This window comes from Actinoplanes sp. CA-030573, from assembly GCF_050951115.1.
GTDB lineage: Bacteria > Actinomycetota > Actinomycetes > Mycobacteriales > Micromonosporaceae > Actinoplanes.
Genome location: NZ_CP192038.1, coordinates 1,964,086 through 1,988,299, shown reverse-complemented (window position 1 = coordinate 1,988,299; position 24,214 = coordinate 1,964,086). Strand labels below are relative to the sequence as shown.

Here is a 24,214-nt window from a genome sequence, read left to right as displayed (position 1 = left end):
ATCCTAGGGTTGATCACGCAACGTGTCGGCGGCGCGGGAGCATCGGGACGACGACCGGCGGCTCCGGGGTCTCCACGATCTCCACCTCGAAGCCGGCCAGCTCGAACGTCTCGATCGCCCGCAGCTCGCCGGGCGTCAGGTCGGCAATGCCGTCAGGGGTGTCCAGCAGCGCGCTGACCAGGCAACCCCGGCATGCGTCGGCGGAACCGGCGCAGCGACCGCAGTCGACGATCATCACTCCTCCTCACCCGGGTGGCGCACCGGCCACCATCGGTGACGGTCACGCTAGGCGAGGGGTATGACAAAAATCAGGAGCGGGCGAGCCGGCGGAGAAGAGAGTCGGCTCCCATCGGGTACGCGCCATGGCGCCGCACGCCGTCGGCGACCTCCCGGTCCGACGAGATCACCACGATCGGCCGCCCCGCCGGCTCGGCCCGGACCAGTTGCCGGATCAGCTCGTCGGCGGTGTCGCCCTTGCGGGAGAACAGCACGCGCACCCCGCGCGGCGCCGGCGGCAGCCCGTGCACCCGCTCGGCCCCGTCGAAGACCACGGTGATCTCGTCCCCGGTCTGGGCCGCGATCCCGCCGAGGCCGGTGATCAGCCGTTTGCGCTGCTGCTCGAGCGACATCTCGGCGAAGCCGCGCTTGGTCACGTTGTAACCGTCGACGACCAGGTGCGCCCGCGGCAGCGCCAGCAGCTGGTCGAGCCGGCCCGGGTCGTCGGTGTCCTGGGCCCGCGCCCGGGACCGCTCGGGCTGGCCGGGCCGCTCGGCGGCGGTGTCGGCCACGAAGTCGGCCGGCATCTTGTCGGACGGGCCCAGCGCCAGCTCGCGCCGCAGGCCCGACGCGGCCTGCCCGATGGTCTCGATGAGCAGCCAGAGCCGGGCGTCGTCGGCGGCCCGGGCGTCCTTGGCGCTCTGCTTGCCGGTGGCGGCCTGCGCCTCCGCCTCGGCCAGGCGGGTCTTCAGCCGGCGTACCTCCGCGTCATGGTCGGCCGCGATGCGCGACGCGCGCCCCTTCTCGGTGGCCAGCAGGTCGCTCGCGCGCTTCTGGGCCGCCTGCGCCTCGCGCAGCGCCTTCGCCGTCGACCGCGCCTCCTCGCGCAGCTGGCCCAGCTCCTCGCGCACCCGGGCCAGCTCGTCGCGCAGCTTGTCGGCCTCGACCTTGGCCACCGTGCGGTCGTGCTCGGCGCGGACCGCCCGCTGCTCGGCGTCGCGGATGCGCCCCTCGACGGCGGCGCTGTCGGCCTCGGCCCGGACCGCGTCGCCGGCGCCCTCGACCAGGTCGCGCCAGCCCTCCGGCCGGGCCAGGTAGGCCAGCGCCGCGACCTCGACCGGGTCGGCGGCGGCCGGCGCGACCCCGGCCGACACGGCGACGCCGAGATCACCCGCCTCGGTCACGACCTTGCCGCTGATCCGCTGGCGGAAGAGCGGGTCGGAGGTCAGCTGCGCGGCGATCTCACGGCCGCCGAGCCGGGCACGACGATTCGGGGCGAAGCGGGCGACCCGCCGCAGCACGACCGGGATCTCGTCGGCGGGCAGGCCGGGAAGAGCGGCCGCCGCCAGGACGGTGATGCGCTGCCGGACCGGCTCGGGGAGGATCGGTTCCGGGACAAACTCCGCATCCTGGAAAATCGCCGCCTCCTCCGTGGGGCGGTCGCCGGGATACGAAGGCTCGGACATCTACCTATTCTCACACCGTGGGCAGCGGAAAAGCTTGTCGAAGCAAGTGATCTTTTGTGACGGCGCGCCGGTTATTGTCGTACCCCCTCTCTAATGTCCCCGCCGTGGCCCAACCCGCATACGTCCAGGGCACTCTGGACACGCTTCTCGCCGCCGACGGCTCGGTCGATCCGGCGGCCCTCTCGCTCGCCGACACCACGTTCGTGGTGCTCGACCTGGAGACGACCGGCGGCGCGGCCGACGGCGGCGGCGTGACCGAGATCGGCGCGGTCAAGGTCCGCGGCGGCGAGGAGCTGGGCGTCTTCGCGACCCTGGTCAACCCGGGCGAGCGCATCCCGGCGTTCATCACCGTCCTGACCGGCATCACCGACGCGATGCTGGCCCCGGCCCCGCCGATCGAGTCGGTGCTGCCCAGCCTGCTCGAGTTCCTGCGGGGGTCGGTGCTGGTGGCGCACAACGCGCCCTACGACGTCGGCTTTCTCAAGGCGGCCTGCGCCCGCCACGGCTACCAGTGGCCCGGCCCCCGGGTGCTCGACACGGCCGCGGTCGCCCGCCGGGCGCTGACCCGCGACGAGGTGCCCAACCGGAAACTTGGCACACTCGCCCAGTTCTTCCACGCCCGGGTCCAGCCCACCCACCGCGCGCTCGATGACGCCCGGGCCACCGTCGACGTGCTGCACGGGCTGATCGAGCGGCTGGGCAGCTTCCGGGTGCACACGCTCGGCGACGCGATCGAGTTCGCCAAGGCGGTCACGCCGACCCAGCGCCGCCAGCGCCACCTGGCCGAGGGCCTGCCGCACGTGCCCGGGGTCTATGTCTTCCGGGCCGCCGACGACCGCCCGCTCTACGTCGGCACGTCCAAGGACATCGCCACCCGCGTCCGCAGCTACTTCACCGCGTCCGAGAAACGCGCGCGCATCTCCGAGATGCTCGCCGCGGCGACCCGGGTCGAGGCGGTCGAGTGCGCCCATTCGCTGGAGGCCGAGGTCCGCGAGCTGCGGCTGATCGCGGCACACGCCCCGCCGTACAACCGCCGCTCGAAATATCCGGAGCGAGTGGTCTGGCTCAAGCTCACCACCGAGGTCTACCCCCGGCTGTCGGTGGTCCGGCGGCTGGCCGACGACGACGCGGCCTACCTCGGCCCGTTCTCCTCGCGCCGCACCGCCGAGCTCGCCGCCGCCGGGGTCTACGACGCGCTTCCGCTGCGCCAGTGCGGTCACGCGCTCTCCCTCCGCACGCCGACCCCCGCATGCGCCCTGGCCGAGCTGGGCCGATGCCCGGCGCCGTGCGAACACAAGATCACCCCGGAGGCGTACGCGGAGACGGCCGCCCTGCCCTTTCGGACCGCCATCCACGGCGACCCCGAGATCGTGGTCGCCGCGCTCATGGGCCGCATCGAGGCCCTTTCCGAGGTCCGGCGGTACGAGGAGGCCGCGGTCCTCCGCTCCCGCCTGATCGCCCTGCTCCGGGCCACCGTCCGCATGCAACGCCTGGCCGCGCTGACCCGGCTGGCCGAGGTGGTGGCCGCCCGGCGCGACACCGTCGGCGGGTGGGAGATCGTCGTGGTCCGGCACGGCCGGCTCGCCGCCGCCGCCACCTCCCCGCCCCGCGAGCATCCCCGGCCCACTCTCGACGCGGTCCGGATGACCGCCGAGACGGTCCTACCCGGACCGGGCCCGGTGCCGGCCGCGAGCGCCGAGGAGACCGAGCGGATCCTCGCCTGGCTCGAGCGGCCCGACACCCGGTTGGTGGAAACCTCCGGCGACTGGGTGTCACCGGTTCGTGGCGCCGCGCGCTTCACCGCCCTGCTCAACCGGGCAGAAGCCGCAGCATCGGGCAAAGACTCGGCCGTTCGCTCATCCGTAACTGACCGTTCGGATGACGCTCGCTCGCTTAGGCTGTAAGGCAAGTGGAATCACTCGGCGCGGTTCGGGTGGCTTCACGGCGATTTGCCAGGCGGGCCGGCCGACAAGACGGCCCGAGCGGTGAGGGGGTGTCCAGTGGACGTCGACGCCGGCCACGGCGCCGCCCTTGGACGTGCCCTCCCCACGCAAGCGCCCGCCGAGCAATCCATCTCCCAGCGGCTCCGGTCCTTTCTGAGCTTCCCGGGCAACGACGACGACCCGGTGGCGAAGCTCACCAAGACCCACCGCGGCATCCACCCGTCCGCCGACGCCGGCGTGCTGCGCCGCAGCTACGCGATCGCGGAGAACATGCACCGCGGCCAGATGCGCAAGTCCGGCGATCCGTACATCACGCATCCGCTGGCCGTCGCCCAGATCTGCGCCGAGCTCGGCATGGACACGACCACCCTGGTGGCGGCCCTGCTGCACGATACGGTCGAGGACACCAGCTACACGCTCGAGGCGCTGCACAGCGACTTCGGCCCCGAGGTGACCCACCTGGTCGACGGCGTGACCAAGTTCGACAAGGCGTTCTACGGCAAGGCGGCCGAGGCCGAGACCATCCGCAAGATGATCGTGGCGGCCGGCAAGGACGTCCGGGTCCTGGTGATCAAGCTCGCCGACCGGCTGCACAACATGCGTACGCTCGACGCCCGCTCCCCCGCCAGCCGCGCCCGGATCGCCACCGCCACCCTCGACGTGCTGGTGCCGCTCTGTGACCGGCTCGGCATCCAGGCCCTCAAGCGCGACCTCGACGACGTGGTGCTCTACCACCTCGAGCCCGACTCCTACGCCCGCATCGACGAGCACGTGCGGAACCGGCCCGGCTGGCAGGAGTACCTCAACGAGGTGACCGGCAAGGCGCGGGCGGCCCTGCGGCGCCAGCGAGTGTCGGCCGTGGTCAAGCCCCGCCCGCGGCACTACTACTCGATCTGGAAGGACACGGTCGCCGGCGACCATCCGGTCCCGTTCGACCTGCCCCGCATCGCGGTGATCGTCGACGGCCCGCCCACCGACTGTTACGCGGCGCTCGGCGCCATCCACGGCCAGTGGCGACCGGTCGCCGGCCGGTTCAAGGACTTCATCGCCTCGCCCAAGAACAACCTCTACCGCTCGCTGCACACGACCGTGACCGGCCCCGACGGCCGCTTGGTCGAGGTGCTGATCCGCACCGAGACGATGCACCGCTACTCGGAGTACGGCGTGGCCACCGGCTACCGCTACCCGAAGGACGCCGAGACCGCCGACCCGTCCGGCGCCGACCAGCTCTCCTGGCTCAAGCGGGTGCTCGACTGGCAGCAGGACACGACCGATGCGGCCCAGTTCCTCTCCTCGCTGCGCTGCGATCTCGCCGAGGCCCAGATCACGGTGTTCGCCCACGGCCGCGCGATCGAGCTGCCCAGCGGCTCGACCCCGGTCGACCTGGCCTACGAGCTGAGCTCGGAGAAGGGCGACCAGTGCCTGGCCGCCACGATCAACGGCCGGCTCGCCCCGCTCAGCTCGCAGCTGCGCGACGGCGACGTCGTCGAGATCTTCTCCGAGTCCGACGGCCACGTCGAGGTCGAGCCCAACGCGCCGCGCGGTCCCCGCAAGGAGTGGCTGGGCTTCGTGAAGTCGAGCCAGGCGCAGCTCTCGATCAACCGCTACTTCGACGACAAGAACGAGCCCCGCATGAGCATCGCCGACAAGGTGAAGCTCGGCCGGGCGACGATCGGCCTCACCCTCCGCAAGCACGACCGCGGGCTGGCCAGCGAGGTGCCGCTGCGGCGTCTGGCCGAGGAGCTGGGCTACCCCGACCTCGAGACGATGCTGGTCGCGGTGTGCGAGCGCAACCTCGAGCCGGACACGGTGGTCGAGCAGCTGATCGCCCTGGTCGACCACCCCGACTGACCGCTCGGCGGGCACCGCTAGCCTTGGCGACGTGAATTTCCCTCGGCGTGTGCGCGGCCTGGCGTACCTCACGTTCTATCGGATGCCGCTGCCCGCTCGCCGTTTCGTGGCCAAGCTCGTCGCGCCGAGATATCTGGTCGGCGCGGTCACCGTCCTGCGCGACTCGGAGGCGAAGGAGAACGGCGGTCCCGAGCGGGTGCTGCTGCTGCGCCAGCCGCATCGCGGCGGCTGGGGCCTGCCGGCCGGCCTGCTCAAGAAGCGGGAACAGCCGGTGGTGGGCGCGGCGCGCGAGCTTTTCGAGGAGACCGGCGTACGCGTGGAGCCGGCCGACATGACGGCCGGCAGCCCCAACGCCATCGTCCACGTGGTGGGCGTGGTCGACACGATCTTCTTCGCCTACGTCCCGGCCTCCGCCACGCCGCTGGTGGTCGACGGCGCCGAGGTCCTGGAGGCGGCCTGGTTCCCGGTCGACGACCTCCCGCGCCTGAGCGCCAACACGGCCCTGGTCCTGAACACCTACGGCATCATCCCCCGCGCCTCGTGACCGGGATCTGCGCGGTGGTCCTGGCCGCCGGCGAGGGCCAGCGTCTCCGACCGCTGACCGAGACGCTGCCCAAGGCGCTCTGCCCGGTCGGCAACGTCCCGCTGCTCGACCGAGCCCTCGCGCGCGTAGCAGCGCTCGGTTTCGACTCGCCGGCCAACGTCGCTGTCAACGCCGCCTATCTCGCCGACCAGGTCGTAGCCCACGTCGCCGACCGCGCCCACCTCTCGGTCGAGCCGGACGGGCCCCTCGGCACGGCCGGCGGCGTCGCGCGCCTGCGGTCCTGGATCGACGGCCGCGGCGTGCTCGTCGGCAACGCCGACGCCTACCTCGCCGACCCGCGACGATCCCCCGGCCCCGACATCGCGGCCATTCTGGACGGGTGGTCGGGCGCGACGGTCCGCATCCTCACCAAGCCGAACCGGCCCGGCGAGACCGGTGGCTTCAGCGGGCGCCGGTTCGCCGGCTTCTCGCTCCTGCCCTGGCGCTACGTCCGCGAGCTGCCGGACGAGCACGGCAACCTGGTCCGGACGTCCTGGCGCCCGGCCGAGTCCCGCGGTGAGCTCGAGCTGATCGGCTACGAGGGCGTCTACATCGACACCGGCACGCCCGCCGACTACCTCAGCGCCAATCTGCACGCCGCGAATGGTCAGACCCTGATCGACCCCACCGCCGACGTCGATGGGCCCGTCTCCGCGTCCGTCATCGGGCCGCACGCGCGCGTCCGCGGCAGCGTCACCCGCGCCGTCGTCTGGCCGCGGGCCGAGGTCGGCCCGGGCGAGAACCTCACCGACGTGATCCGCGCACCGGACGGCCTGACCGTCGCGGTCTGACCGCGGCGTCGCCGATACCATGGTCGCGACACATCCCGCCTCTCATCGTCGAGGAGCCCAGGTGAACACCGCGATCGTGCACATCGACTGCGCCACCGACTCGATCCCCGAGGTCGCCGAGGCGCTCGCGGCCCTCGACGGCGTCAGCGAGGTCTACTCGGTGGCCGGCAACGTCGACCTCATCGCCATCGTCCGCGTCCCGCACTTCGACGACATCGCCGAGGTCATCGCGGGCAAGATCTCCAAGACCCCGGGCGTGCTCAACACGGAGTCCCACATCGCGTTCCGCGCCTACTCGAAGCACGATCTCGAGGACGCCTTCGCGATCGGCCTTCCCGACGCCGACTGAGGCGACGAAAAAGGGGCCCGCCGAAGCGGGCCCCTTTCGCGTTGCTCGGGTCTAACGGCCGGACGTGATTTCCTCGCGCTCGTCGCGGGCGCTCACCGGCGGCATGCCGGGCGACACCGGCGCCTCGGCCGGCTTCTCGACCGGGAAGAAGAAGCCCTTGATCGCCGGCGCCAGCGCGCCCACGCGGTTCATCTTCTTCGGGACGACCCAGCCGCCGTACTCGATCGGCACCGGGTGGCCGTGGTCGTCGACCGGGCCGAGCGGCTGGTGGACCTCGATGAACTGGCCGTTCGGCAGGCGGCGGATGATGCCCGTCTCCACGCCGTGGGCCAGGACCTCGCGGTCGTGCTGCTGGAGACCCAGGCAGATGCGGACCGCGATGAAGTACGCCAGCGGCGGCCCGATCAGCAGGCCGATGCGGCCGGCCCAGGTCATCGCGTTCAGGCTGATGTGGAACTTGTCGGCGATCACGTCGTTGCCGCCGGACAGGGTCGCGACCAGGAAGAACGTGAACGCCATGGCGCCGATGCCGACCCGCTCCGGGTTGTCGCGCGGGCGCTGGAGCAGGTTGTGGATCGACTTGTCCTTGGTGCGCCGCGCCTCGATCCACGGGTAGAACATCGGGATCGTGGTGAGCGCGCCGAGGCCGACCACCGCGGGCCAGAACAGCGGCGGGATGCTGTAGCCGTTCCCGATCGGGATGTAGATCTGCCAGTTCGGCATGAGACGGACCAGGCCGTCCATGAACATGACGTACCAGTCGGGCTGCGACGCCGAGGACACCTCGGAGGCGCGGTACGGCCCGAACAGCCAGATCGGATTGATCTGGAACAGACCGGCCATCAGCGCCACGGTGCCGAAGACGGCCATGAAGAAGCCGCCCTGCTTGAGCGCGTAGCGCGGGAACATCCGCTCGCCGACCACGTTCGTGTTCGTGCGCATCGGGCCGGGCCACTGGGTGTGCTTCTGCGCGAAGACCAGGCCCAGGTGGACGCTGATCAGGGCGAGCAGGCCGCCCGGGATCAGCAGCACGTGCGCGATGTAGAACCGGCCGATGATCAGGTGGCCCGGGAACTCGCCGCCGAAGATCGAGGCGGAGATCCAGGTGCCGGCGACCGGGATGGACAGCATGATCGCCGAGGCGATGCGCAGGCCGGTGCCGGACAGGCCGTCGTCCGGCAGCGAGTAGCCGGTGAAGCCGGCCAGGAAGCCCAGCAGGAACAGCACGACGCCGATCGCCCAGTTCGCCTCGCGCGGCTTGCGGAACGCGCCGGTGAAGAACGTACGGGCCATGTGCACGACGATCGAGGCCATGAACAGCAGCGCCGCCCAGTGGTGCATCTGCCGCATGAACAGACCACCGCGCACCTCGAACGACAGGCGCAGCGACGACTCGTAGGCGGCCGACATCTCGGTGCCGCGCAGGGCCGGGTAGGCGCCCTGGTAGGCGACCTCCTTCATCGACGGGTCGAAGAAGAGGGTCAGGAAGGTGCCGGTGAGAAGCAGGATGATGAACGAGAAGAGGGCGATCTCACCCAGCAGGAACGACCAGTGGTCGGGAAAGACCTTGTTGAGCAGCCCCCGCAGCGGGGTGGCCGCCTTGTAGCGCTCGTCCACCCCCTTGGCGAAGGTGACGGGCGCCTGCGTGAGATCAACTTTCCGGCGCTTCACGGCCGCTCCCAGAAGTCGGGTCCGACGGTGTCCTTGTAGTCGGACTTTGCCACGAAGTAGCCCTCGTCGTCCACGCCCAGTGGCAGCATCGGCAGCCGACGGGTCGCCGGGCCGAAGATCGGCTGCCCGTTCCGCGTGATCAGGAACTGGGACTGATGGCACGGGCAGAGCAGCCGGTTGGTCTGCTGCTCGTACAGGCTGGCCGGGCAACCCGCGTGCGTGCAGATCTTCGAGTACGCGACGTAGTCACCCCACATCGAGCCCTTGTTCCGCGGGTCGGCGTGGGCGTTGGCCCGGGTGCGCTCCGCGTCGTCCGGCCGCAGGTGGATCAGCAGCGTCGGGGAGTCGGCCCACTCGTTGGTGGAGCCGCCCGGGATGCCGGGGAACACCGTCAGCTGACCGCCGGTGCTGACGTCCTCGGGACGCAGCGGCGTGCCGTCCTGCCGGGTCAGCCGGACCAGGTTGCCGTTGTTGAACTTCGGGTTGAAGCCCGTCGAGAACATCATCGGCGGGTCGTCCTTGTGCGGGTTCTCGATGAGCCCGCCGATCAGCGGCGCCGCGGCGGCCAGGCCGAGCGGCGCGAGGCCGACCGCGATCGCGCCCTTGAGCAGCGGCCGGCGCTGCACGCCCTCGCCCAGCTCCTGGCCCACGAACATGATCGTCTGGCCGGTGATCAGCTGCTGGTCGGGCGCCGAGCCGCCGTTGTGCCGCTGCTGGATCGACACCTCGTGCGGCAGCAGCTTCTTGGCCCAGGCGAGGATCGCGAAGGCGATCGCGAACAGCGCGATGCCGAGCGAGATGCCGAGCAGCGGCGTGTAGTAGTCGCTCAGCGTGTGGCCGAGCTCGAACTCCCACGGCCACCAGATGTAGAAGCCGAGAAACGCCAGCCCGGCCACGCCCGCGATCAGGAACAACAGGGCGATGTTGCGCACGACGCGCTTCTCCGCCTTGGAGTCCCGGCCGTGGAACTGCGACTCGTACGTGACGATCTCGATCTCGTCCCGCCGGGCGCCTTCCTTGACGATCTCGAACCGGCTCAGGCGCGGGTCGTTGACGTCGACCGCTTCCGGCTCGTCGTGCAGCGTCGTCATGACTTCCCCGCAATCCACAGCGTCGTGAAGACCAGGATCACAATGCCGAACCCGAAGATGGCCAGGCCCTCGGTCACCGGGCCGTACCGGCCGAGGTTGAACAGGCCGCCCGGGTCCTTGTCCTCCTGGAGCTGCTTCGTGACGTACGTGATGATCTCGCGCTTCTGCTCGGGCGTCAGCTCGTTGTCGCCGAACACCGGCATGTTCTGCGGGCCGGTCAGCATGGCCGCGTAGATGTGCTCGGGGCTGACGTCGTGCAGGCTCGGCGCGTACTTGCCGGAGGAGAGGGCGCCGCCGGCGCCGCCGAAGCCGTGGCACGAGGTGCAATTCACCCGGAACAGCTCACCGCCGCGGGCCAGCGCGTCCGGGTTCGCCTTCAGGTCCTCGACGTAGTTGCCGTCGGCCGGCAGCTCGGGGCCTCCGCCGAGCTCCTGGATGTACTGACCCAGCTGCTTGGTCTGCGTCTTGTCGAACTGCGGCTTCTTCTCCTCGGCCTGAGCCTCCTGGCGGGTCATCGGCATGCGGCCGGTGCCGACCTGGAACTCCACCGAGGCCGACCCGACGCCGATCAGGCTCGGCCCGCGGCCCGGCACACCCTGCGCGTCGCGCCCGTGGCAGGTGATGCAGCTGTTGTCGTAGAGCTGCTTACCCTCCTGCGCGGTCGCGGAGAGCTGCACGTTGTCCTCGGCGAAGGCGCCGGGGGCGAACGCGGTGTACACGCCGCCGGCGAGCGCGAGCGCGGCGAGCATGCGCACCGCCGCGCCGAGCCGCCGGCGCGCCCGGCTGGGCGCACCGCGCCGCCGGGTGAACAGCCCCCGGAAACGCCGGCCACCGGCGGGGGTGTGTGAAGTCATGGGCTGGATCCCTCTGGGTTTCGACCTGAAGCTCATGGACGGGCGCGGCTCTACTTCAGCCAATAGATCATGAGGTAGAGCGCGATCCACACGACGTCCACGAAGTGCCAGTAGTACGACACGACGATCGCCGACGTGGCCTGCGCCGGGGTGAAGCGGCCCATCGTCGTGCGGATCATGTAGACGATGAACGCGATCAGACCGCCGGTGACGTGCAGGCCGTGGAAGCCGGTCGTGAGGTAGAACATCGAGCCGTAACCGTCGCCGTTGATCTTGATGCCCTCACGGACGAGGTTGTGGTACTCGTTGGCCTGGCCGAGCACGAAGATCAGGCCCATCACGAACGTGATCGTGAACCAGCGCCGCAGCGCGAAGACGTCGCCCTTCTCCGCCGCGAACACGCCGAACTGGCAGGTGACCGAGGAGAGCACCAGGATCACCGTGAAGGTCGTCGCGTACGGGATCTTCAGCTCGGGAGTGTGCTCCTCCCACATGCTGTAATCCGCCGCGCGGATCGCGAAGTACATGGCGAACAACGCCGCGAAGAACATGAGTTCACTGGAGAGCCACACGATCGTCCCGACGCTGACCATGTTCGGTCGGGTCAGGGAGTGGATCCTGCTCTTGTCGATGGCTGAGGCCGCTGTCACGGGCTCATTATTGCCCCGCGATCAGTCCAACGTGCCGCGGGGGGTGGAATCCGGCACGAGTCGCAGCCCGGAAGAACGGTCACCGACCGGATAGGCCTAGCCTCGAGTGGTGCAGCTAGTCGAAACGCCCACGTCACTGGCCTCGGCCGGGGATACTGTGCTTCCGCCGTTCACCGCCGCCTCGATCTTCACCGAGTTCCACGTGGCGAGCCTGGTCGGACTGTTCCTGCTGGTCGCGGGCGCGCTCTACGGCTACGGCGTCCATCGGCTCCGGCTGCGGGGCGATCACTGGCCGGCCGGGCGCACGGTGGCGTTCGTCGCCGGTGGACTGGGCTCGATCGCGGCGGTCACGGTCAGCGGCATCGAGGCGTACGACGACACGCTGCTCTCGGTGCACATGGTCCAGCACATGGTCCTGTCCATGGTCGGGCCGATCTTCCTGGCGCTGGGCGCCCCGGTGACCCTCGCCCTGCGCACCCTGCACGGCCCGAGCCGCCGGACGCTGCTGGCCGTGCTGCACAGCCGCGTGGTCAAGGTGCTGACGTTCCCGCTGGTCGCGTTCGGGATCTTCATCGCCAACCCGTTCATCCTCTACTTCACCGGGCTGTACCGCGCGACCCTCGAGCACGCCTGGCTGCACGAGTTCATCCACATCCACTTCATCGTGACCGGCTGCCTGTTCTTCTGGCCGCTGCTCGGCCTCGACCCGCTGCCCGGCCGCTGGCCGTACCCGGGCCGGGCGCTGCTGATGGTGCTGTCCGTGCCGTTCCACACGGTCCTCGGCCTGACGATCATGCAGAGCAAGACGCTGCTGGCCGGCGACTACTACCCGAACCTGCACCTGACCTGGTCGAACCCGTGGAACGACCAGGTGCTCGCGGGCGGCATCCTCTGGGCCGGCGGCGAGATCGTGAGCGTCACCATGCTCGGCATCCTCGTGCTGCAGTGGATCAAGCAGTCCGAACGGGAGGCCCGCCGGATCGACCGCGCCCTGGACCGCCAGGAGGCGCAGGAGGCGGCGCGGGCGGCGGCAGCGACGAAGCTCACCGGCCCGGCCGACGGCGAATAGCGCGTTCGGTACGATCAGCGGGCTACTACGAGACGTGAACCGGGGCACATTCATGAGCGACGTACAGGCGAACTCGCAGCCGGACCTCTACACGGTCCTGCTCTACAGCGACGACATCGCGGTCCGCGACCGGATCCGGCTGGCGATCGGCACCCGCCCCGCCGCCGACCTCGCGGTCGAGTTCGTCGACGCCTCGACCTGGGAAGAGTGCCGGATCATCCTCGACAAGTACGAGATCGACCTGATGGTGCTCGACGGCGAGGCGTCGCCGGCCGGCGGCCTCGGCATCGCCCGGCAGACCAAGGACGAGTACGCGACTCCCCCGCCCGTCTGCGTGGTGCTGGCCCGCGCCGCCGATCGCTGGCTCGCCGCCTACGCGCAGGTCGACCAGACCCTGACCTACCCGCTCGACCCGGTGACCACGGGCCAGACGATCGCCGCCATGCTCCGCGACCGCCGCAACGGCGTGGTCCCGCTGGGCACGCTGGGTCACCTCGGCTGATCTTCCACTCTTCATTCCCCCCCGGAGGGCCCGCCATGGGCGCACGCACCTGGCCGAACCTGACGAGCGCCCTGCTGCGCGGCGAGGAACTGGCCACGGCCGACACGGCCTGGGCGATGGGCGAGATCATGGCGGGCAACGCCACGCCCGTGCAGATCGCCGGCTTCGCGATGGCGCTGCGCGCCAAGGGCGAGACCCCGGGCGAGCTGGCCGGCCTGGTCGAGGCCATGCTGGCCAGCGCCACCCTGGTCGAGCTGCCGGAGAAGACCCGCACCTCCGCCGTCGACGTGGTCGGCACCGGCGGCGACCGGGCCAACACGGTGAACATCTCCACGATGGCCGCGATCATCACGGCCGCCTCGGGCGTCACCGTGGTGAAGCACGGCAACCGCTCGGCGTCGTCCACCACCGGCACCGCCGACCTGCTCGAGCACTTCGGCATCCCGCTCGACCTCGGCCCGGCCGGCGTCGCCCGCACGGTCGCCGAGGCCGGCATCGGCTTCTGCTTCGCGGCCCGCTACCACCCCGGCATGCGGCACGCCGCCGTCACCCGGCGCGAGCTGGGCGTGCCCACGTTCTTCAACGTGCTCGGCCCGCTGACCAACCCGGCCCGGCCGACCGCGGCCATGGTCGGCTGCTTCGACCTGCGGATGGCGCCGGTGATGGCGGCCGTCTTCGCCAACCGCGGCGACTCGGCGCTGGTGGTGCGGGGCGAGGACGGGCTGGACGAGTTCACCACGGCCGCGCCGACCCGGGTCTGGATGGCCCGCGGCGGCGCCGTCGAGGAGCTCGTCGTCGACGCGGTCGAGCTGGGCCTGCCCCGCAGCGAGCCGGCCGACCTGCGCGGCGACGACGTGGCGTTCAACGCCCGGGTGGCGCACCGGACGTTCGCCGGCGAGCCCGGTCCCGTACGCGACGCCGTGGTCTTGAACGCCGCGGCCGCCCTCGCCGCGCAGAACGGCTTTCCCGGCGACTTCAGAGACACGCTGCGGGCCGGAATAGCCCGGGCCCAGGAAACGATCGACTCCGGGGCCGCGACGGCTCAGCTGGCCCGCTGGGTGGATGTGGCGCGGGCGGCCAAGGCCGCCGAATAGGGCGCGATAACGAAAAGGCATCAGACACGCCGCCGGTAATCCGCGGCGATGGTGCCCATCCGTGGCAGCGTCTGAATCACATTCGGGTAATTCACCAGGACAGGAGCATCCCGTGTCCGAGCGTGAGCTGCGCTGTGTGATCTGCGACGGCGACATGATGTTCGAGGTTCCACCGTGCCCGGACGATCACGACGACTGCCCCGAGCTCGTCTGCACCCGCTGCGGCGCGGCCGAGGTCGTCGCCCCGATCGTCGTGCACCTGTGGGGCAAGCAACCGGCGGCCCAGGTGCCGCACCAGCGCCGAGCCGCCTAGAAACACCGAGGCCCGCGTCCCCCGAGGGGAACGCGGGCCTCGCGTCAAACCAAACTCAATGCTCGGCGGTGTGGCGCGTGCCGCTGTAGTACTCGAAGAGCATCGCGCTGGCGGCGATGATCACCATGACCAGGCCGGCCGCGATCAGCCACCACATCCAGAACACCAGGCCGAGGCCGGCGATGGACGCGGCCAGGGCGATGCCGAACGGCCAGTAGCTGCCCGGGCTGAAGAAGCCGATCTCGCCGGCGCCCTCGGCGATCTCGCCGTCCTCGCGGTCCTCCGGGCGGAGGTCGATGCGCCGCGACACGAACCAGAAGAACGTGCCGCACATCGTGCAGAGCAGTCCGGAGAGGATCAGCGCCACGGTGCCGATCCACTCGACGCCGCCGAACTCGCCGTTCGTCCAGAAGCCGTAGAGCGCCGCGGCGGCGAAGAGGAAGCCGGCAACGCCGATGAAGATTTTGTACTCGGTCTTCACGTCAGTCCCCTAGCTCCCGGCCACGTTCCCGGACTGGTTCCAGTTGTTCAGGTGGCGGCGGGTGTTCAGCGGCTCGGTGGTCGTCGCGTACGGCGCCTGGCCGATGGCGACCATCGCCTCCTGGGTGCTGGCGCCGCCCTTCTTGGCGGTCAGGAACTTGTCGAAGTCCGCCGGCGACACCGCGACCAGCTCGAACTGCATGAACGCGTGGTAGGTGCCGCAGAGCTCGGCGCACCGGCCGACGTAGCGGCCCGTCTTGTCCAGCGTGACCTCGAACTTGTTGCGAATGCTGCCGGGGAACACGTCCCGCTTGAACAGCAGCTCGGGCACCCAGAACGAGTGGATGACGTCCTTCGAGGTCTCCTCGAAGCGGATCTTCTCGCCGACCGGCAGGACCAGCAGCGGGATCACGTCGGCCGAGCCGATGGTCGAGGCCACCGTGTTCGCGTCGGCGCCGACGCCGTCGCGGTAGTCGAACTCCCACTGCCACTTGAACGCCACGACCTGGACCACTTGGTCGGGGTTCTTGGAAAGCTTGTCCACGTCGGTCTGCACGATCGCCGTGTAGTAGAAGAGGACCGCGACCACCAGGATCGGGGTGACCGTGTAGAGGACCTCCATCGGCATGTTGAACCGGGTCTGCACGGGCAGCTCGTCACCGCGCTTGCGGTACCGGATGATGCACCAGAAGATCAGGCCCCACACGAAGAAGCCGACGGCCAGCGCGGCGATGACGGACCCGATCCACAGGTCGTACATCTTGTGTCCCTGCAGGCTGATGCCGTTGCTGGGCCACCCGAAGTTGCCGAATTTGCTCCCGAACTCCTGCAACGAACAACCCGAGAGCAGCATCAGCAGCCCCGCGCCGCCGAGAGCGAGCCCGGTGATCCGGACTGCCGTCCGCGGCCGTGCGGCCGAACTCTTTGCGCCCACCTGCTTCTGCCTCCCTTAGCAGCGCCGCCTCGCCCGAAAACGGACACGGGCGGCAAGGCGTCACCGACGGTCGCACACTACTCGACCAGGCCCTACCGTCCGGTTTCGGGGGTCGGATCTTCCGTCTCCCCCGGATGCCGGCCGTCAAACGGACGATACCGTTCTCCGGGTGGGAGACACGGGCGTTCCGGCCGGACCGGCGGCCTACATGGACGCGGCCACCGCCGTTCCACTGCATCCGGTGGCGGCGGAGGCGCTGGTGGCGGCGCTGGCGGACGGCTGGGCCGACCCGTCGCGGCTCTATTCCGCGAGCCGGCGGGCGCAACAGCTGCGGGATGCGGCCCAGGCCGCGATGGCCGAGTCGCTGGGCGTACGCCAGGACGAGGTGTCCTTCTGGTCCTCCGGTACGCAGGCGGCACAGGCCGCGGTGCTGGGCGGGCTCGCGGGACGGCGCCGGCAGGGTGTGACCTTTGTGCACTCCGCGATCGAGCATTCGGCCGTCCTGCACGCGGCTCCTCAGGGACAATCCGTCGAGGTCGGCGTGGACCGCTTCGGCCGGCTCGACCTGGCGGCCTGGGACCGGGCCGTGTCCGCGCCCGGCGTCGGCCTGGCCGCCCTGATCAGCGCCAGCCACGAGGCCGGGACCGTCCAGCCGGTGGCGGCGGCCGCCGGGTACTGCGCCGAGGCCGGGGTGCCGCTCTACGTGGACGCGGCCCAGTCGATCGGCCGCCATTCGGTGCCGCCGGGCTGGTCACTGCTCAGCGCCAGCGCGCACAAGTGGGGCGGGCCGCCGGGCGTGGGCGTGCTGGTGGTGCGCAAGGGTGTGCGGTGGATCTCACCGTACCCCCAGGATGATCTTTATCGCCCCGGCGCGACGGGCGCCCTCGACCTGCCGGCCGTGGTGGCCGCGGCGGCGAGCCTGCGCGCGGTGCTGGCCGAGGCGGAGACCGAGGCGGTGCGGCTGAGCGCGCTGGTGCGCCGGATCCGCGAGCGGGTGCCGGCCACCGTGCCCGACGTCGAGGTGGTGGGCGATCCGGACGACCGGCTGCCGAACCTGGTGACCTTCTCCTGCCTGTACGTGGACGGGGAGGCCCTGCTGCACGCACTGGACCGCCAGGGGTTCGCGGTGTCGTCGGGCTCCTCGTGCACGGCGTCGACGCTGCGGCCCAGCCACGTGCTCGAGGCGATGGGCGTGCTCAGCCACGGCAACGTCCGGATCTCCCTGCACCGGGGCACGACGTCGGCGGAGGTGGACCGCTTCCTGGCCGTGTTGCCGGGGATAGTGGCAAATATCAGGAAAGAGGCGGGAATATGAGCGAAGGATCCGCCGCCGCTGGGACCGACGCGGGCGCCCGTCTCCCGGCACTCACTCTTGACTGCCTCGGTCAGCGCTGCCCTCTCCCCATCATCGCCCTCGCCCGGCAAATCGGAAATGTCGGGCGAGGTGAAGTGGTGCGGGTGCTCGCGGACGACCCGGCGGCGGCCAATGATGTGCCCGCCTGGTGCCGGATGAAGGGGCAGGTGTACCTCGGCTCCCCCGAGCCGCATGCGTTCGACGTGCGCCGGGTCAGCTGAGGTAGTCGACGACCGGGCCGACCGGCTCCTTGGCCAGGAACGTGTCCACCACCAGACGGGGGCCGAGGTACGGCTCGTACTCCTGCTGCCGCTCGAGCACCCGCACCCAGTCCGGGACGCCGTCGTGGTCGCGGGTCTCGTAGCGGGCCTCGACCCGGCGCCGGTGCTCGGCGTCGTCGCCGCAGACCACCTCGACCACCCGCAGCGGCACCTGCCGGCGCGCGGCGAGGTCGACCCAGAGCTGCCTTGCCGCCTTCACCGGGTTCACCGCGTCGATGATCACGTGGTGGCCGATCTCGAGCTGAAGCTCGGCGAGGGCGGCCACCACGCCGTACGCGGCGAAGCCGGGCCGGGTCTCGTGCACCTCGTACCGCCGGAGCGTGAAGTCCACCGTGTCGACGGCGAGCACCGTCGCGGGCAGCTCGGCGGCCACCCGCGCGGCGAGCGTGCTCTTCCCGACGCCGGGCAGCCCGGCGAAGACGGCCAGGACCATCAGCTCCGCCCGGGGGCTCAGGCCAGGAACGGCTTGATCTCGGCGGCGGCCTCGTCACCGTACGAGTCGGCGAGCCGCTTGGCGAAGTCGTCGGCGCGGACGTCGTACTCCTGCGGTCCGACCGACTCGAGCACCAGGGCCGCCACCAGCGAGCCGACCTGGGCCGCCCGCTCGAGGCCCAGGCCCCAGGAGACGGCCGCGAAGAAGCCGGCCCGGAAGCCGTCGCCGACGCCGGTCGGGTCCTCGGGGATCACGTCCCGGGCGACCGGCACGTGGATGCGCTCGATGTCGCGGCCGGTGATCTCGACGCCGTCCTTGCCTAGCGTCGTGACCCGGATGCGCACCTGCTCGAGGACCTGGTCGGCGGTGAGGCCCGCCTTGGTCTCCAGCAGCGAGCGCTCGTACTCGTTGGTCAGCAGGTACTCCGCGCCGCTGATCAGGGTCAGCACGTCGCTGCCCTCCATGCGGGCGAGCTGCTGCGACGGGTCGGCCGCGAACTTGAAGCCCCGGGCCCGGCACTCCTCCGAGTGGCGGATCATGGCGGCCGGGTCGTTCGCGCTGATCAGCACCAGGTCGAGGCCGCCGGCGCGGGCGTCGACCGGCGCCAGCTCGATGTTGCGGGCCTCGGACATCGCGCCCGCGTAGAACGAGGCGATCTGGTTGAGGTCGTCGTCGGTGGTGCAGACGAAACGGGCCGTGTGCGCGACCTCGCTGACGTGCACCGAGTCGCAGTCCACGCCGTGCCGCTCGAGCCACGACCGGTAGTCGGCGAAGTCGGCGCCGACCGCGCCCACGAGGATCGGGTGCAGGCCCAGCTTGCCCATGCCGAAGGCGATGTTGCTGGCCACGCCGCCGCGCCGGACCACCAGGTCGTCGACGAGGAAGGAGAGCGAGACCTTGTGCAGCTGGTCGGCGATGAGCTGGTCGGCGAACCGGCCCGGGAAGTGCATCAGGTGGTCGGTGGCGATCGAGCCGGTGACGGCGATCTTCATGTCGGCCCTCGGGGGTCGGGAAACAGGGGCGGCCTTGCTACCGCAGCCTACCGGCAGGTTACGCGCCGCAGGCCGCCCCGTTAACGGGACGGCCTGCGAGAAGGTCGTGCTATGGAGCGGCGGATCAGTGGAACGAGTCGCCGCAGGCGCAGGAGTTCTGCGCGTTCGGGTTGTCGATCGTGAAGCCCTGCGCGTCGATCCGGTCGGCGAAGTCGATCGTGGCGCCCGCCAGGTACGGCGAGCTCATCCGGTCGACGACGACCTCGACACCGCCGAAGTCGCTGACGATGTCGCCGTCCAGCGAACGCTCGTCGAAGAAGAGCTGGTAGCGCAGGCCGGAGCAGCCACCGGGCTGTACGGCGATACGCAGGCGCAGGTCGTCGCGCCCTTCCTGCTCGATCAGGGCCTTGACCTTCACCGCGGCGACGTCGGTCAGGATGACGCCGGTCGGGGCGGCGGCCTCGGTCGACGGGGTGTGCGCTTCAGTGGTCACTGCGTATCTCCCTGCCAGGGTGCGAACTCTGCCGTACCACCCAACGCTAGCCCTGTTCCGGACGATTCCCAATCCGGGTGGCCCAGGTCACCTGCTCCACTGGGCGGAAAGGCGCTCGGACAGCTCACGCAGCCCCCGGGCGGGCTCGGCCAGGGCGGTCTCCGCCGACCCGAAGTGCTCGGTCAGCGACAAGGTCTCGGTCACCCCGGCACTGGCCGCCTCGCGGTAGCCGGTCTCGTTCCGGCCGCAGACCACGATGCAGGGCAGGCCCCGGTCGCGGGCTCCGTTCGCGATGCCGGCGACCACCTTCCCCCGCAGCGACTGATGGTCGAACGAGCCCTCGCCGGTGATCACCAGGTCGGCCGCGTCCAGCTCCTTCTCCAGGCCGATCAGGGTGCTGACCAGGCCGATACCGGAGACGACCCGGCCGCCCACGGCGATCAGGGCGGCCCCGATGCCGCCGGCCGCGCCGCCGCCCGGCGCGACCTCGAGGTCGGTGACGCCGAAGGCGCGCTCGAGCACCCCGGCGAACTGCTCGAGGGCGGCGTCGAGCCGGAACACGTCCTCGTCGGTGGCGCCCTTCTGCGGGCCGAAGACCTTGCTGGCGCCGTGCAGCCCGGTGAGCGGGCTGTCGACGTCGGTGGCCGCGACCAGCCGGACGTCGCGCAGCCGGGGCTCGCCGCCGAGCGCCACCGCCGCGGACAGGGCGGCGCCGCCGTAGGGCAGGGCGTAGCCGGCCACGTCGACCGGCGCGGCGCCGAGCGCGGCCAGCATGCCCGCTCCCCCGTCGTTCGTCGCCGAGCCGCCGAGCCCGATGACCAGCTCGGCCGCACCCGCCTCGATGGCCGCCATCATGAGCAGGCCCAGGCCGTACGAGGTCGTGGTGCCGGGGTTGCGCTCCTCGCGGGTGAGTAGGTGCAGGCCGCACGCCTGCGCGCTCTCGATGTAGGCGGTGGCGCCGGCGAGCAGGACCTGACCGCGCACCGGGCGGCCGAGCGGATCGACCGTCTCCACGTCGAGCAGGCGGCCGTCCAGCGCGCCCGCGAGGACCTCGACGAAGCCCGGACCGCCGTCCGAGAGCGGGCGCAGCACGAGGTCGTCGGAGGGGTTCCAGCCGGACGCGACGGCGGCGGCGACGGCGGGGGCGGAAAGGGTGCCGGCGAACTTGTCCGGACAGATCAGTACGCGCACGCACCGAGTGTGGCAGGCCACTCCTTACGCACGAGATGGCGGTTCCGAGCTGTGCGACGATGAGTTCGTGACCTCGACCTGGACCGAACCGGCGAACTCCGCCACTGCGCTCCTCCTGCTCGGCCGTGGCAGCGACCCTGCCTCCGAGCGCGGCGTCGACTGCCCCGGTGACCTGCCGGCGCCCAGCGACCCCGATCTGGTCGCCCGCGCCACCGCCGCCAAGGCCGCGCTCGGCGACCGCGTCTTCGTCCTCGGGCACCACTACCAGCGCGACGAGGTGATCCAGTTCGCCGACGTCACCGGCGACTCCTTCAAGCTCGCGCAGCAGGCCGCGGCCCGGCCGGACGCCGAGTTCATCGTGTTCTGCGGCGTGCACTTCATGGCCGAGAGCGCGGACATCCTGACCACACCCGAGCAGAAGGTGGTGCTGCCCGACCTGGCCGCCGGCTGCTCGATGGCCGACATGGCGGTGCTCGGCCAGGTGCAGACGGCCTGGGAGCACTTCGAGGACCTGGGGATCGCCGGCGACATCGTCCCGGTCACCTACATGAACTCGTCGGCCGACATCAAGGGCTTCGTCGGGCGCAACAAGGGCGTGGTCTGCACGTCGTCCAACGCCAAGCGGGCGCTGACCTGGGCGTACGAGCAAGGTTCGAAGGTCTTCTTCCTGCCCGACCAGCACCTGGGCCGTAACACCGCGGTGCTGGAGATGGGCTTCGACCTCGACGACTGCGTGCTCTACGACCCGCACAAGCCGAACGGCGGCCTGACCGACCAGCAGCTGCGCGACGCCCGGATCATCCTGTGGCGGGGGCACTGCTCGGTGCACGGCCGGTTCACCCTCGACAGCGTGCGGGAGGTGCGCGAGCGGGTGCCGGGCGTCAACGTGCTGGTCCACCCCGAGTGCCGGCACGAGGTGGTCAAGGCGGCCGACTACGTGGGCTCGACCGAATACATCATCAAGGCGCTCGACGCGGCGCCGGCGGGGTCGGCCTGGGCGGTGGGGACGGAGCTCAATCTCGTACGCCGGATGGCCCTCGCCCACCCGGACAAGCAGATCATGTTCCTGGACCGCACGGTCTGCTACTGCTCGACGATGAACCGGATCGACCTGCCGCACCTCGTGTGGGCGCTCGAGGAGCTGGTCGCCGGCCGGGTGCCGAACCAGATCACGGTCGACGAGGACACCGCCCACCACGCCCGCGTCGCACTCGACCAGATGCTTGCCCTACCGTAACTATCAGTAACCATGGAAGCGCTGTCCGGCGGGCAGCGCTTTTATGTTGTCTTAATCATCAGCATTTCAGTCCGGTCTGGGCGTTGTGCCGACTTCCCTTATTGTCACTCAACGCTATGATTCCCCGGTTGCCGAAACGGGTACCCCCGCCCGTCGATCACTTCCGGGCGCCCCGATCGCCCGCCGGCTGGAGGTTACGTTGACCGACGATGTCCTGGTCGTGCACGGCGGTACGCCGCTGCAGGGTCAGATCCGGGTCCGTGGCGCCAAGAACCTCGTCTCCAAGGCGATGGTCGCCGCCCTGCTGGGCGAGACACCGAGCCGCCTCTACGACGTGCCGCGCATCCGCGATGTCGAGGTCGTCCGCGGCCTGCTCGAGCTGCACGGGGTCAAGGTCAGCGACGGCGCCGACGACGGCGAGATGGTGATGGACCCGACCAACGTCGAGAGCGCCAGCACCGACGAGATCAACGTGCACGCCGGCTCGAGCCGGATCCCGATCCTGTTCTGCGGCCCGCTGCTGCACCGGCTGGGCCGGGCGTTCATCCCGGACCTCGGCGGCTGCCACATCGGCCCGCGGCCGATCGACTTCCACATCCAGGCGCTGCGCGAGTTCGGGGCGGTCGTCGACAAGGCGCCCGAGGGCATGCACCTGAGCGCGCCGAACGGGCTCAAGGGCGCCAAGCTCGAGCTGCCCTACCCCAGCGTCGGCGCCACCGAGCAGGTGCTGCTCACGGCCGTACGCGCGGAGGGCGTCACCGAGCTGCGCAACGCCGCCATCGAGCCGGAGATCATCGACCTGATCTGCGTGCTGCAGAAGATGGGCGGCATCATCACCGTGCACACCGACCGGGTCATCGAGATCCAGGGTGTGCCGAAGCTCCACGGGTACGCGCACAAGCCGATCCCGGACCGGATCGAGGCCGCCAGCTGGGCCGCCGCCGCGCTCGCCACCAAGGGCGAGATCGAGGTGGTCGGGGCCCGGCAGGCCGACATGATGACCTTCCTGAACGTGTTCCGCTCGATCGGCGGCGAGTTCCAGATCACCGACGACCGGGTGGCCCGGCCGGGCGTGACCGGGGCCGAGGGCGGCATCAAGTTCTGGCACCCGGGCGGCGACCTGCAGCCGGTCGCCCTCGAGACCGACGTGCACCCCGGCTTCATGACCGACTGGCAGCAGCCGCTGGTGGTGGCGCTGACCCAGGCCCGCGGTCTGTCGATCATGCACGAGACCGTGTACGAGCAGCGGCTGGGCTACACCGACGCGCTGAACCAGATGGGCGCGACGATCCAGGTCTACCGGGACTGCCTGGGCGGCACGCCCTGCCGCTTCGGCCGGCGCAACTTCAAGCACTCGGCGGTCATCGCCGGCCCGTCCAAGCTGCACGCGGCCGACCTGGTCATCCCCGACCTGCGGGCCGGCTTCGCCCATCTGATCGCGGCGCTGGCCGCCGAGGGCACGTCCCGGGTGTACGGCGTGGACCTGATCAACCGCGGGTACGAGGACTTCGAGAACAAGCTCGCGGCGCTGGGCGCGCACGTCGAACGTCTCTGATTTGCCAGAAAGGGCGGCGCGGTGTGCTTCGCACCGCGCCGCTTGGCTACTCTCCTAGCGTGTCCTCGCTTTTTCGCCGCAAGTCCGCTGACGTCGTCACCCCTTCCGTCGAGGAGGAGGAGACCAGCGCCGCGCCCCGCCCGAAGGGCTACACCCCGAGCAAGCGTGAGCTCGGCCAGGTGACGCCGAAGCGGCAGAGCACGGGCCGCAAGGTCAACGCCGAGGCGCCGGCCAACCGCCGCGAGGCCATGAAGCAGGTGCGTGAGCGGCAGCGAGTCGAGCGGGCCGAGGCGGCCGAGGGCATGCGCCAGGGCGACGAGCGCTACCTGCTGGCCCGCGACCGCGGTCCCGAGCGCAAGCTGGTCCGCGACATCATCGACGCGCGCCGCACGGTCGGCACGTGGTTCTTCGGCGGCGCGCTGATCGTGCTGATCGGCTCGACCATCCGCATCCCCGCGATCCAGCTCGCCAGCAACGTGCTGTGGGCGCTGCTGGCGGTCGCCGTGATCGTCGACAGCGTGCTGATCGCGCGCAAGGTGAAGAAGCTGGTCAAGGAGCGCTTCCCGAAGTCGTCGGTCCGGGTGGGCTCGCTTCAGCTGTACGGCGTGATGCGCGGCCTGACGTTCCGCCGCATGCGCGTGCCGAAGCCACAGGTGGAGCTCGGCGACAAGATCTGACCGTCGCGGGCGTTCTCCGGGCGCTCGCGTCGCGGGCGCTCAGGCCGTGGGCGCGGTCTTTATGGGACGCCGGCCAGGCGCAGCAGGGGCCGCGCGATTTATGGGACGCCGGCCAGGCGCAGCAGGGCCGCGGGCTTTATGGGA

At 70.8% G+C, this 24,214-nt stretch carries 26 protein-coding genes; 14 read left to right on the top strand and 12 right to left on the bottom strand.

Annotated features, from left to right (window positions below):
* Positions 1 to 13: 13 nt before the first annotated feature.
* Together ACQP2F_RS09290 and ACQP2F_RS09285 are read right to left on the bottom strand one after the other, a co-directional pair.
* On the bottom strand, positions 14 to 235 hold the full coding sequence (locus tag ACQP2F_RS09290; RefSeq protein ID WP_433302507.1) for a hypothetical protein: 222 nt from the start codon (positions 233 to 235) through the stop codon (positions 14 to 16).
* Positions 236 to 308: 73 nt separating this feature from the next.
* A complete protein-coding gene (locus ACQP2F_RS09285) occupies positions 309 to 1,682 on the bottom strand; it encodes an NYN domain-containing protein (protein ID WP_433302505.1) in 1,374 nt (457 codons plus the stop codon).
* A gap of 104 nt (positions 1,683 to 1,786) precedes the next feature.
* Here ACQP2F_RS09285 and ACQP2F_RS09280 point away from each other — a divergent pair, with 104 nt between their 5' ends.
* From ACQP2F_RS09280 to ACQP2F_RS09260, 5 genes are all read left to right on the top strand, one after another.
* Positions 1,787 to 3,586, top strand: coding sequence for a DEDD exonuclease domain-containing protein (locus ACQP2F_RS09280; RefSeq protein ID WP_433302503.1), 1,800 nt, complete (start codon positions 1,787 to 1,789; stop codon positions 3,584 to 3,586).
* A gap of 96 nt (positions 3,587 to 3,682) precedes the next feature.
* Positions 3,683 to 5,476, top strand: a complete 1,794-nt coding sequence (locus ACQP2F_RS09275; RefSeq protein ID WP_433302501.1) for a RelA/SpoT family protein — start codon at positions 3,683 to 3,685, stop codon at positions 5,474 to 5,476.
* Between the two features lie 82 nt (positions 5,477 to 5,558).
* A complete protein-coding gene (locus ACQP2F_RS09270) occupies positions 5,559 to 6,020 on the top strand; it encodes an NUDIX domain-containing protein (RefSeq protein WP_433307412.1) in 462 nt (153 codons plus the stop codon).
* On the top strand, positions 6,017 to 6,850 hold the full coding sequence (locus tag ACQP2F_RS09265; RefSeq protein WP_433302500.1) for a nucleotidyltransferase family protein: 834 nt from the start codon (positions 6,017 to 6,019) through the stop codon (positions 6,848 to 6,850). Before ACQP2F_RS09270 ends, ACQP2F_RS09265 begins: the two co-directional genes overlap by 4 nt.
* 61 nt (positions 6,851 to 6,911) lie before the next feature.
* The gene (locus tag ACQP2F_RS09260; protein ID WP_433302498.1) at positions 6,912 to 7,199 is read left to right on the top strand and encodes an Lrp/AsnC family transcriptional regulator; all 288 of its coding nucleotides are present in this window, start codon (positions 6,912 to 6,914) and stop codon (positions 7,197 to 7,199) included.
* Positions 7,200 to 7,250: 51 nt separating this feature from the next.
* Here the strand turns inward: ACQP2F_RS09260 and qcrB are convergent, their stop codons facing one another.
* From qcrB to ctaE, 4 genes are read right to left on the bottom strand one after another with little or no spacing between them, the layout of a single operon-like run.
* Positions 7,251 to 8,870: a cytochrome bc1 complex cytochrome b subunit gene (qcrB, locus tag ACQP2F_RS09255; RefSeq protein WP_433302496.1), complete on the bottom strand. Its 1,620-nt coding sequence runs from the start codon at positions 8,868 to 8,870 to the stop codon at positions 7,251 to 7,253.
* The gene (qcrA, locus tag ACQP2F_RS09250; RefSeq protein ID WP_433302494.1) at positions 8,867 to 9,961 is read right to left on the bottom strand and encodes a cytochrome bc1 complex Rieske iron-sulfur subunit; all 1,095 of its coding nucleotides are present in this window, start codon (positions 9,959 to 9,961) and stop codon (positions 8,867 to 8,869) included. The genes qcrB and qcrA overlap by 4 nt, the downstream gene beginning before the upstream one ends.
* On the bottom strand, positions 9,958 to 10,815 hold the full coding sequence (gene qcrC, locus ACQP2F_RS09245) for a cytochrome bc1 complex diheme cytochrome c subunit (RefSeq protein ID WP_433302492.1): 858 nt from the start codon (positions 10,813 to 10,815) through the stop codon (positions 9,958 to 9,960). The genes qcrA and qcrC overlap by 4 nt, the downstream gene beginning before the upstream one ends.
* 50 nt (positions 10,816 to 10,865) lie before the next feature.
* Entirely contained in the window at positions 10,866 to 11,465 is a 600-nt protein-coding gene (ctaE, locus tag ACQP2F_RS09240; protein ID WP_433302490.1) for an aa3-type cytochrome oxidase subunit III, read from the bottom strand.
* 106 nt (positions 11,466 to 11,571) lie between these two features.
* Here ctaE and ACQP2F_RS09235 point away from each other — a divergent pair, with 106 nt between their 5' ends.
* The 4 genes from ACQP2F_RS09235 (at position 11,572) to ACQP2F_RS09220 (ending at position 14,443) form a co-directional block, all read left to right on the top strand.
* Positions 11,572 to 12,534 carry a cytochrome c oxidase assembly protein gene (locus tag ACQP2F_RS09235; RefSeq protein WP_433302488.1) on the top strand — a complete coding sequence of 321 codons (963 nt, stop codon included), beginning with the start codon at positions 11,572 to 11,574 and terminating at the stop codon, positions 12,532 to 12,534.
* Between the two features lie 52 nt (positions 12,535 to 12,586).
* The gene (locus ACQP2F_RS09230; RefSeq protein ID WP_433302487.1) at positions 12,587 to 13,036 is read left to right on the top strand and encodes a hypothetical protein; all 450 of its coding nucleotides are present in this window, start codon (positions 12,587 to 12,589) and stop codon (positions 13,034 to 13,036) included.
* 35 nt (positions 13,037 to 13,071) lie between these two features.
* The gene (gene trpD / locus ACQP2F_RS09225) at positions 13,072 to 14,130 is read left to right on the top strand and encodes an anthranilate phosphoribosyltransferase (RefSeq protein WP_433302485.1); all 1,059 of its coding nucleotides are present in this window, start codon (positions 13,072 to 13,074) and stop codon (positions 14,128 to 14,130) included.
* Between the two features lie 112 nt (positions 14,131 to 14,242).
* Positions 14,243 to 14,443 carry a hypothetical protein gene (locus ACQP2F_RS09220; protein ID WP_433302483.1) on the top strand — a complete coding sequence of 67 codons (201 nt, stop codon included), beginning with the start codon at positions 14,243 to 14,245 and terminating at the stop codon, positions 14,441 to 14,443.
* Between the two features lie 55 nt (positions 14,444 to 14,498).
* Here the strand turns inward: ACQP2F_RS09220 and ACQP2F_RS09215 are convergent, their stop codons facing one another.
* Both ACQP2F_RS09215 and ctaC read right to left on the bottom strand, forming a co-directional pair.
* Positions 14,499 to 14,924 carry a cytochrome c oxidase subunit 4 gene (locus tag ACQP2F_RS09215; RefSeq protein WP_433302482.1) on the bottom strand — a complete coding sequence of 142 codons (426 nt, stop codon included), beginning with the start codon at positions 14,922 to 14,924 and terminating at the stop codon, positions 14,499 to 14,501.
* Positions 14,925 to 14,933: 9 nt separating this feature from the next.
* Positions 14,934 to 15,776: an aa3-type cytochrome oxidase subunit II gene (ctaC, locus tag ACQP2F_RS09210; RefSeq protein ID WP_433307410.1), complete on the bottom strand. Its 843-nt coding sequence runs from the start codon at positions 15,774 to 15,776 to the stop codon at positions 14,934 to 14,936.
* A 289-nt stretch (positions 15,777 to 16,065) separates the two neighbouring features.
* Here ctaC and ACQP2F_RS09205 point away from each other — a divergent pair, with 289 nt between their 5' ends.
* Both ACQP2F_RS09205 and ACQP2F_RS09200 read left to right on the top strand, forming a co-directional pair.
* On the top strand, positions 16,066 to 17,172 hold the full coding sequence (locus ACQP2F_RS09205) for a cysteine desulfurase family protein (protein ID WP_433307408.1): 1,107 nt from the start codon (positions 16,066 to 16,068) through the stop codon (positions 17,170 to 17,172).
* Positions 17,169 to 17,432: a sulfurtransferase TusA family protein gene (locus ACQP2F_RS09200; protein WP_433302480.1), complete on the top strand. Its 264-nt coding sequence runs from the start codon at positions 17,169 to 17,171 to the stop codon at positions 17,430 to 17,432. Before ACQP2F_RS09205 ends, ACQP2F_RS09200 begins: the two co-directional genes overlap by 4 nt.
* Here ACQP2F_RS09200 and ACQP2F_RS09195 read toward each other — a convergent pair.
* The 4 genes from ACQP2F_RS09195 to ACQP2F_RS09180 form a co-directional block, all read right to left on the bottom strand.
* Complete coding sequence (locus ACQP2F_RS09195) at positions 17,425 to 17,925, bottom strand: AAA family ATPase (protein WP_433302479.1); 501 nt, start codon at positions 17,923 to 17,925, stop codon at positions 17,425 to 17,427. The genes ACQP2F_RS09200 and ACQP2F_RS09195 overlap by 8 nt on opposite strands.
* A gap of 17 nt (positions 17,926 to 17,942) precedes the next feature.
* Positions 17,943 to 18,917 carry a carbohydrate kinase family protein gene (locus ACQP2F_RS09190; RefSeq protein ID WP_433302477.1) on the bottom strand — a complete coding sequence of 325 codons (975 nt, stop codon included), beginning with the start codon at positions 18,915 to 18,917 and terminating at the stop codon, positions 17,943 to 17,945.
* A gap of 124 nt (positions 18,918 to 19,041) precedes the next feature.
* Positions 19,042 to 19,410, bottom strand: coding sequence for an iron-sulfur cluster insertion protein ErpA (erpA, locus tag ACQP2F_RS09185; protein ID WP_433302475.1), 369 nt, complete (start codon positions 19,408 to 19,410; stop codon positions 19,042 to 19,044).
* Between the two features lie 87 nt (positions 19,411 to 19,497).
* Positions 19,498 to 20,601, bottom strand: coding sequence for a glycerate kinase family protein (locus ACQP2F_RS09180; RefSeq protein WP_433302474.1), 1,104 nt, complete (start codon positions 20,599 to 20,601; stop codon positions 19,498 to 19,500).
* 67 nt (positions 20,602 to 20,668) lie between these two features.
* Between ACQP2F_RS09180 and nadA the strand changes: the two genes are divergently transcribed.
* The 3 genes from nadA (at position 20,669) to ACQP2F_RS09165 (ending at position 24,070) form a co-directional block, all read left to right on the top strand.
* Positions 20,669 to 21,838, top strand: a complete 1,170-nt coding sequence (gene nadA / locus ACQP2F_RS09175; protein ID WP_433302472.1) for a quinolinate synthase NadA — start codon at positions 20,669 to 20,671, stop codon at positions 21,836 to 21,838.
* Between the two features lie 199 nt (positions 21,839 to 22,037).
* Complete coding sequence (gene murA / locus ACQP2F_RS09170) at positions 22,038 to 23,393, top strand: UDP-N-acetylglucosamine 1-carboxyvinyltransferase (RefSeq protein WP_433302470.1); 1,356 nt, start codon at positions 22,038 to 22,040, stop codon at positions 23,391 to 23,393.
* Positions 23,394 to 23,452: 59 nt separating this feature from the next.
* A complete protein-coding gene (locus ACQP2F_RS09165; RefSeq protein WP_433302468.1) occupies positions 23,453 to 24,070 on the top strand; it encodes a DUF3043 domain-containing protein in 618 nt (205 codons plus the stop codon).
* Positions 24,071 to 24,214: the final 144 nt, after the last annotated feature.

Bases quoted from the DNA above. Each gene is read 5' to 3' on its own strand.
- ACQP2F_RS09290 (WP_433302507.1), bottom strand. From the start codon at position 235: ATGATCGTCGACTGCGGTCGCTGCGCCGGTTCCGCCGACGCATGCCGG.
- ACQP2F_RS09285 (WP_433302505.1), bottom strand. From the start codon at position 1,682: ATGTCCGAGCCTTCGTATCCCGGCGACCGCCCCACGGAGGAGGCGGCG.
- ACQP2F_RS09270 (WP_433307412.1), top strand. From the start codon at position 5,559: ATGCCGCTGCCCGCTCGCCGTTTCGTGGCCAAGCTCGTCGCGCCGAGA.
- qcrA (WP_433302494.1), bottom strand. From the start codon at position 9,961: ATGACGACGCTGCACGACGAGCCGGAAGCGGTCGACGTCAACGACCCG.
- qcrC (WP_433302492.1), bottom strand. From the start codon at position 10,815: ATGACTTCACACACCCCCGCCGGTGGCCGGCGTTTCCGGGGGCTGTTC.
- ACQP2F_RS09230 (WP_433302487.1), top strand. From the start codon at position 12,587: ATGAGCGACGTACAGGCGAACTCGCAGCCGGACCTCTACACGGTCCTG.
- trpD (WP_433302485.1), top strand. From the start codon at position 13,072: ATGGGCGCACGCACCTGGCCGAACCTGACGAGCGCCCTGCTGCGCGGC.
- ctaC (WP_433307410.1), bottom strand. From the start codon at position 15,776: ATGCTGCTCTCGGGTTGTTCGTTGCAGGAGTTCGGGAGCAAATTCGGC.
- ACQP2F_RS09205 (WP_433307408.1), top strand. From the start codon at position 16,066: ATGGACGCGGCCACCGCCGTTCCACTGCATCCGGTGGCGGCGGAGGCG.
- ACQP2F_RS09200 (WP_433302480.1), top strand. From the start codon at position 17,169: ATGAGCGAAGGATCCGCCGCCGCTGGGACCGACGCGGGCGCCCGTCTC.
- ACQP2F_RS09195 (WP_433302479.1), bottom strand. From the start codon at position 17,925: ATGGTCCTGGCCGTCTTCGCCGGGCTGCCCGGCGTCGGGAAGAGCACG.
- ACQP2F_RS09190 (WP_433302477.1), bottom strand. From the start codon at position 18,917: ATGAAGATCGCCGTCACCGGCTCGATCGCCACCGACCACCTGATGCAC.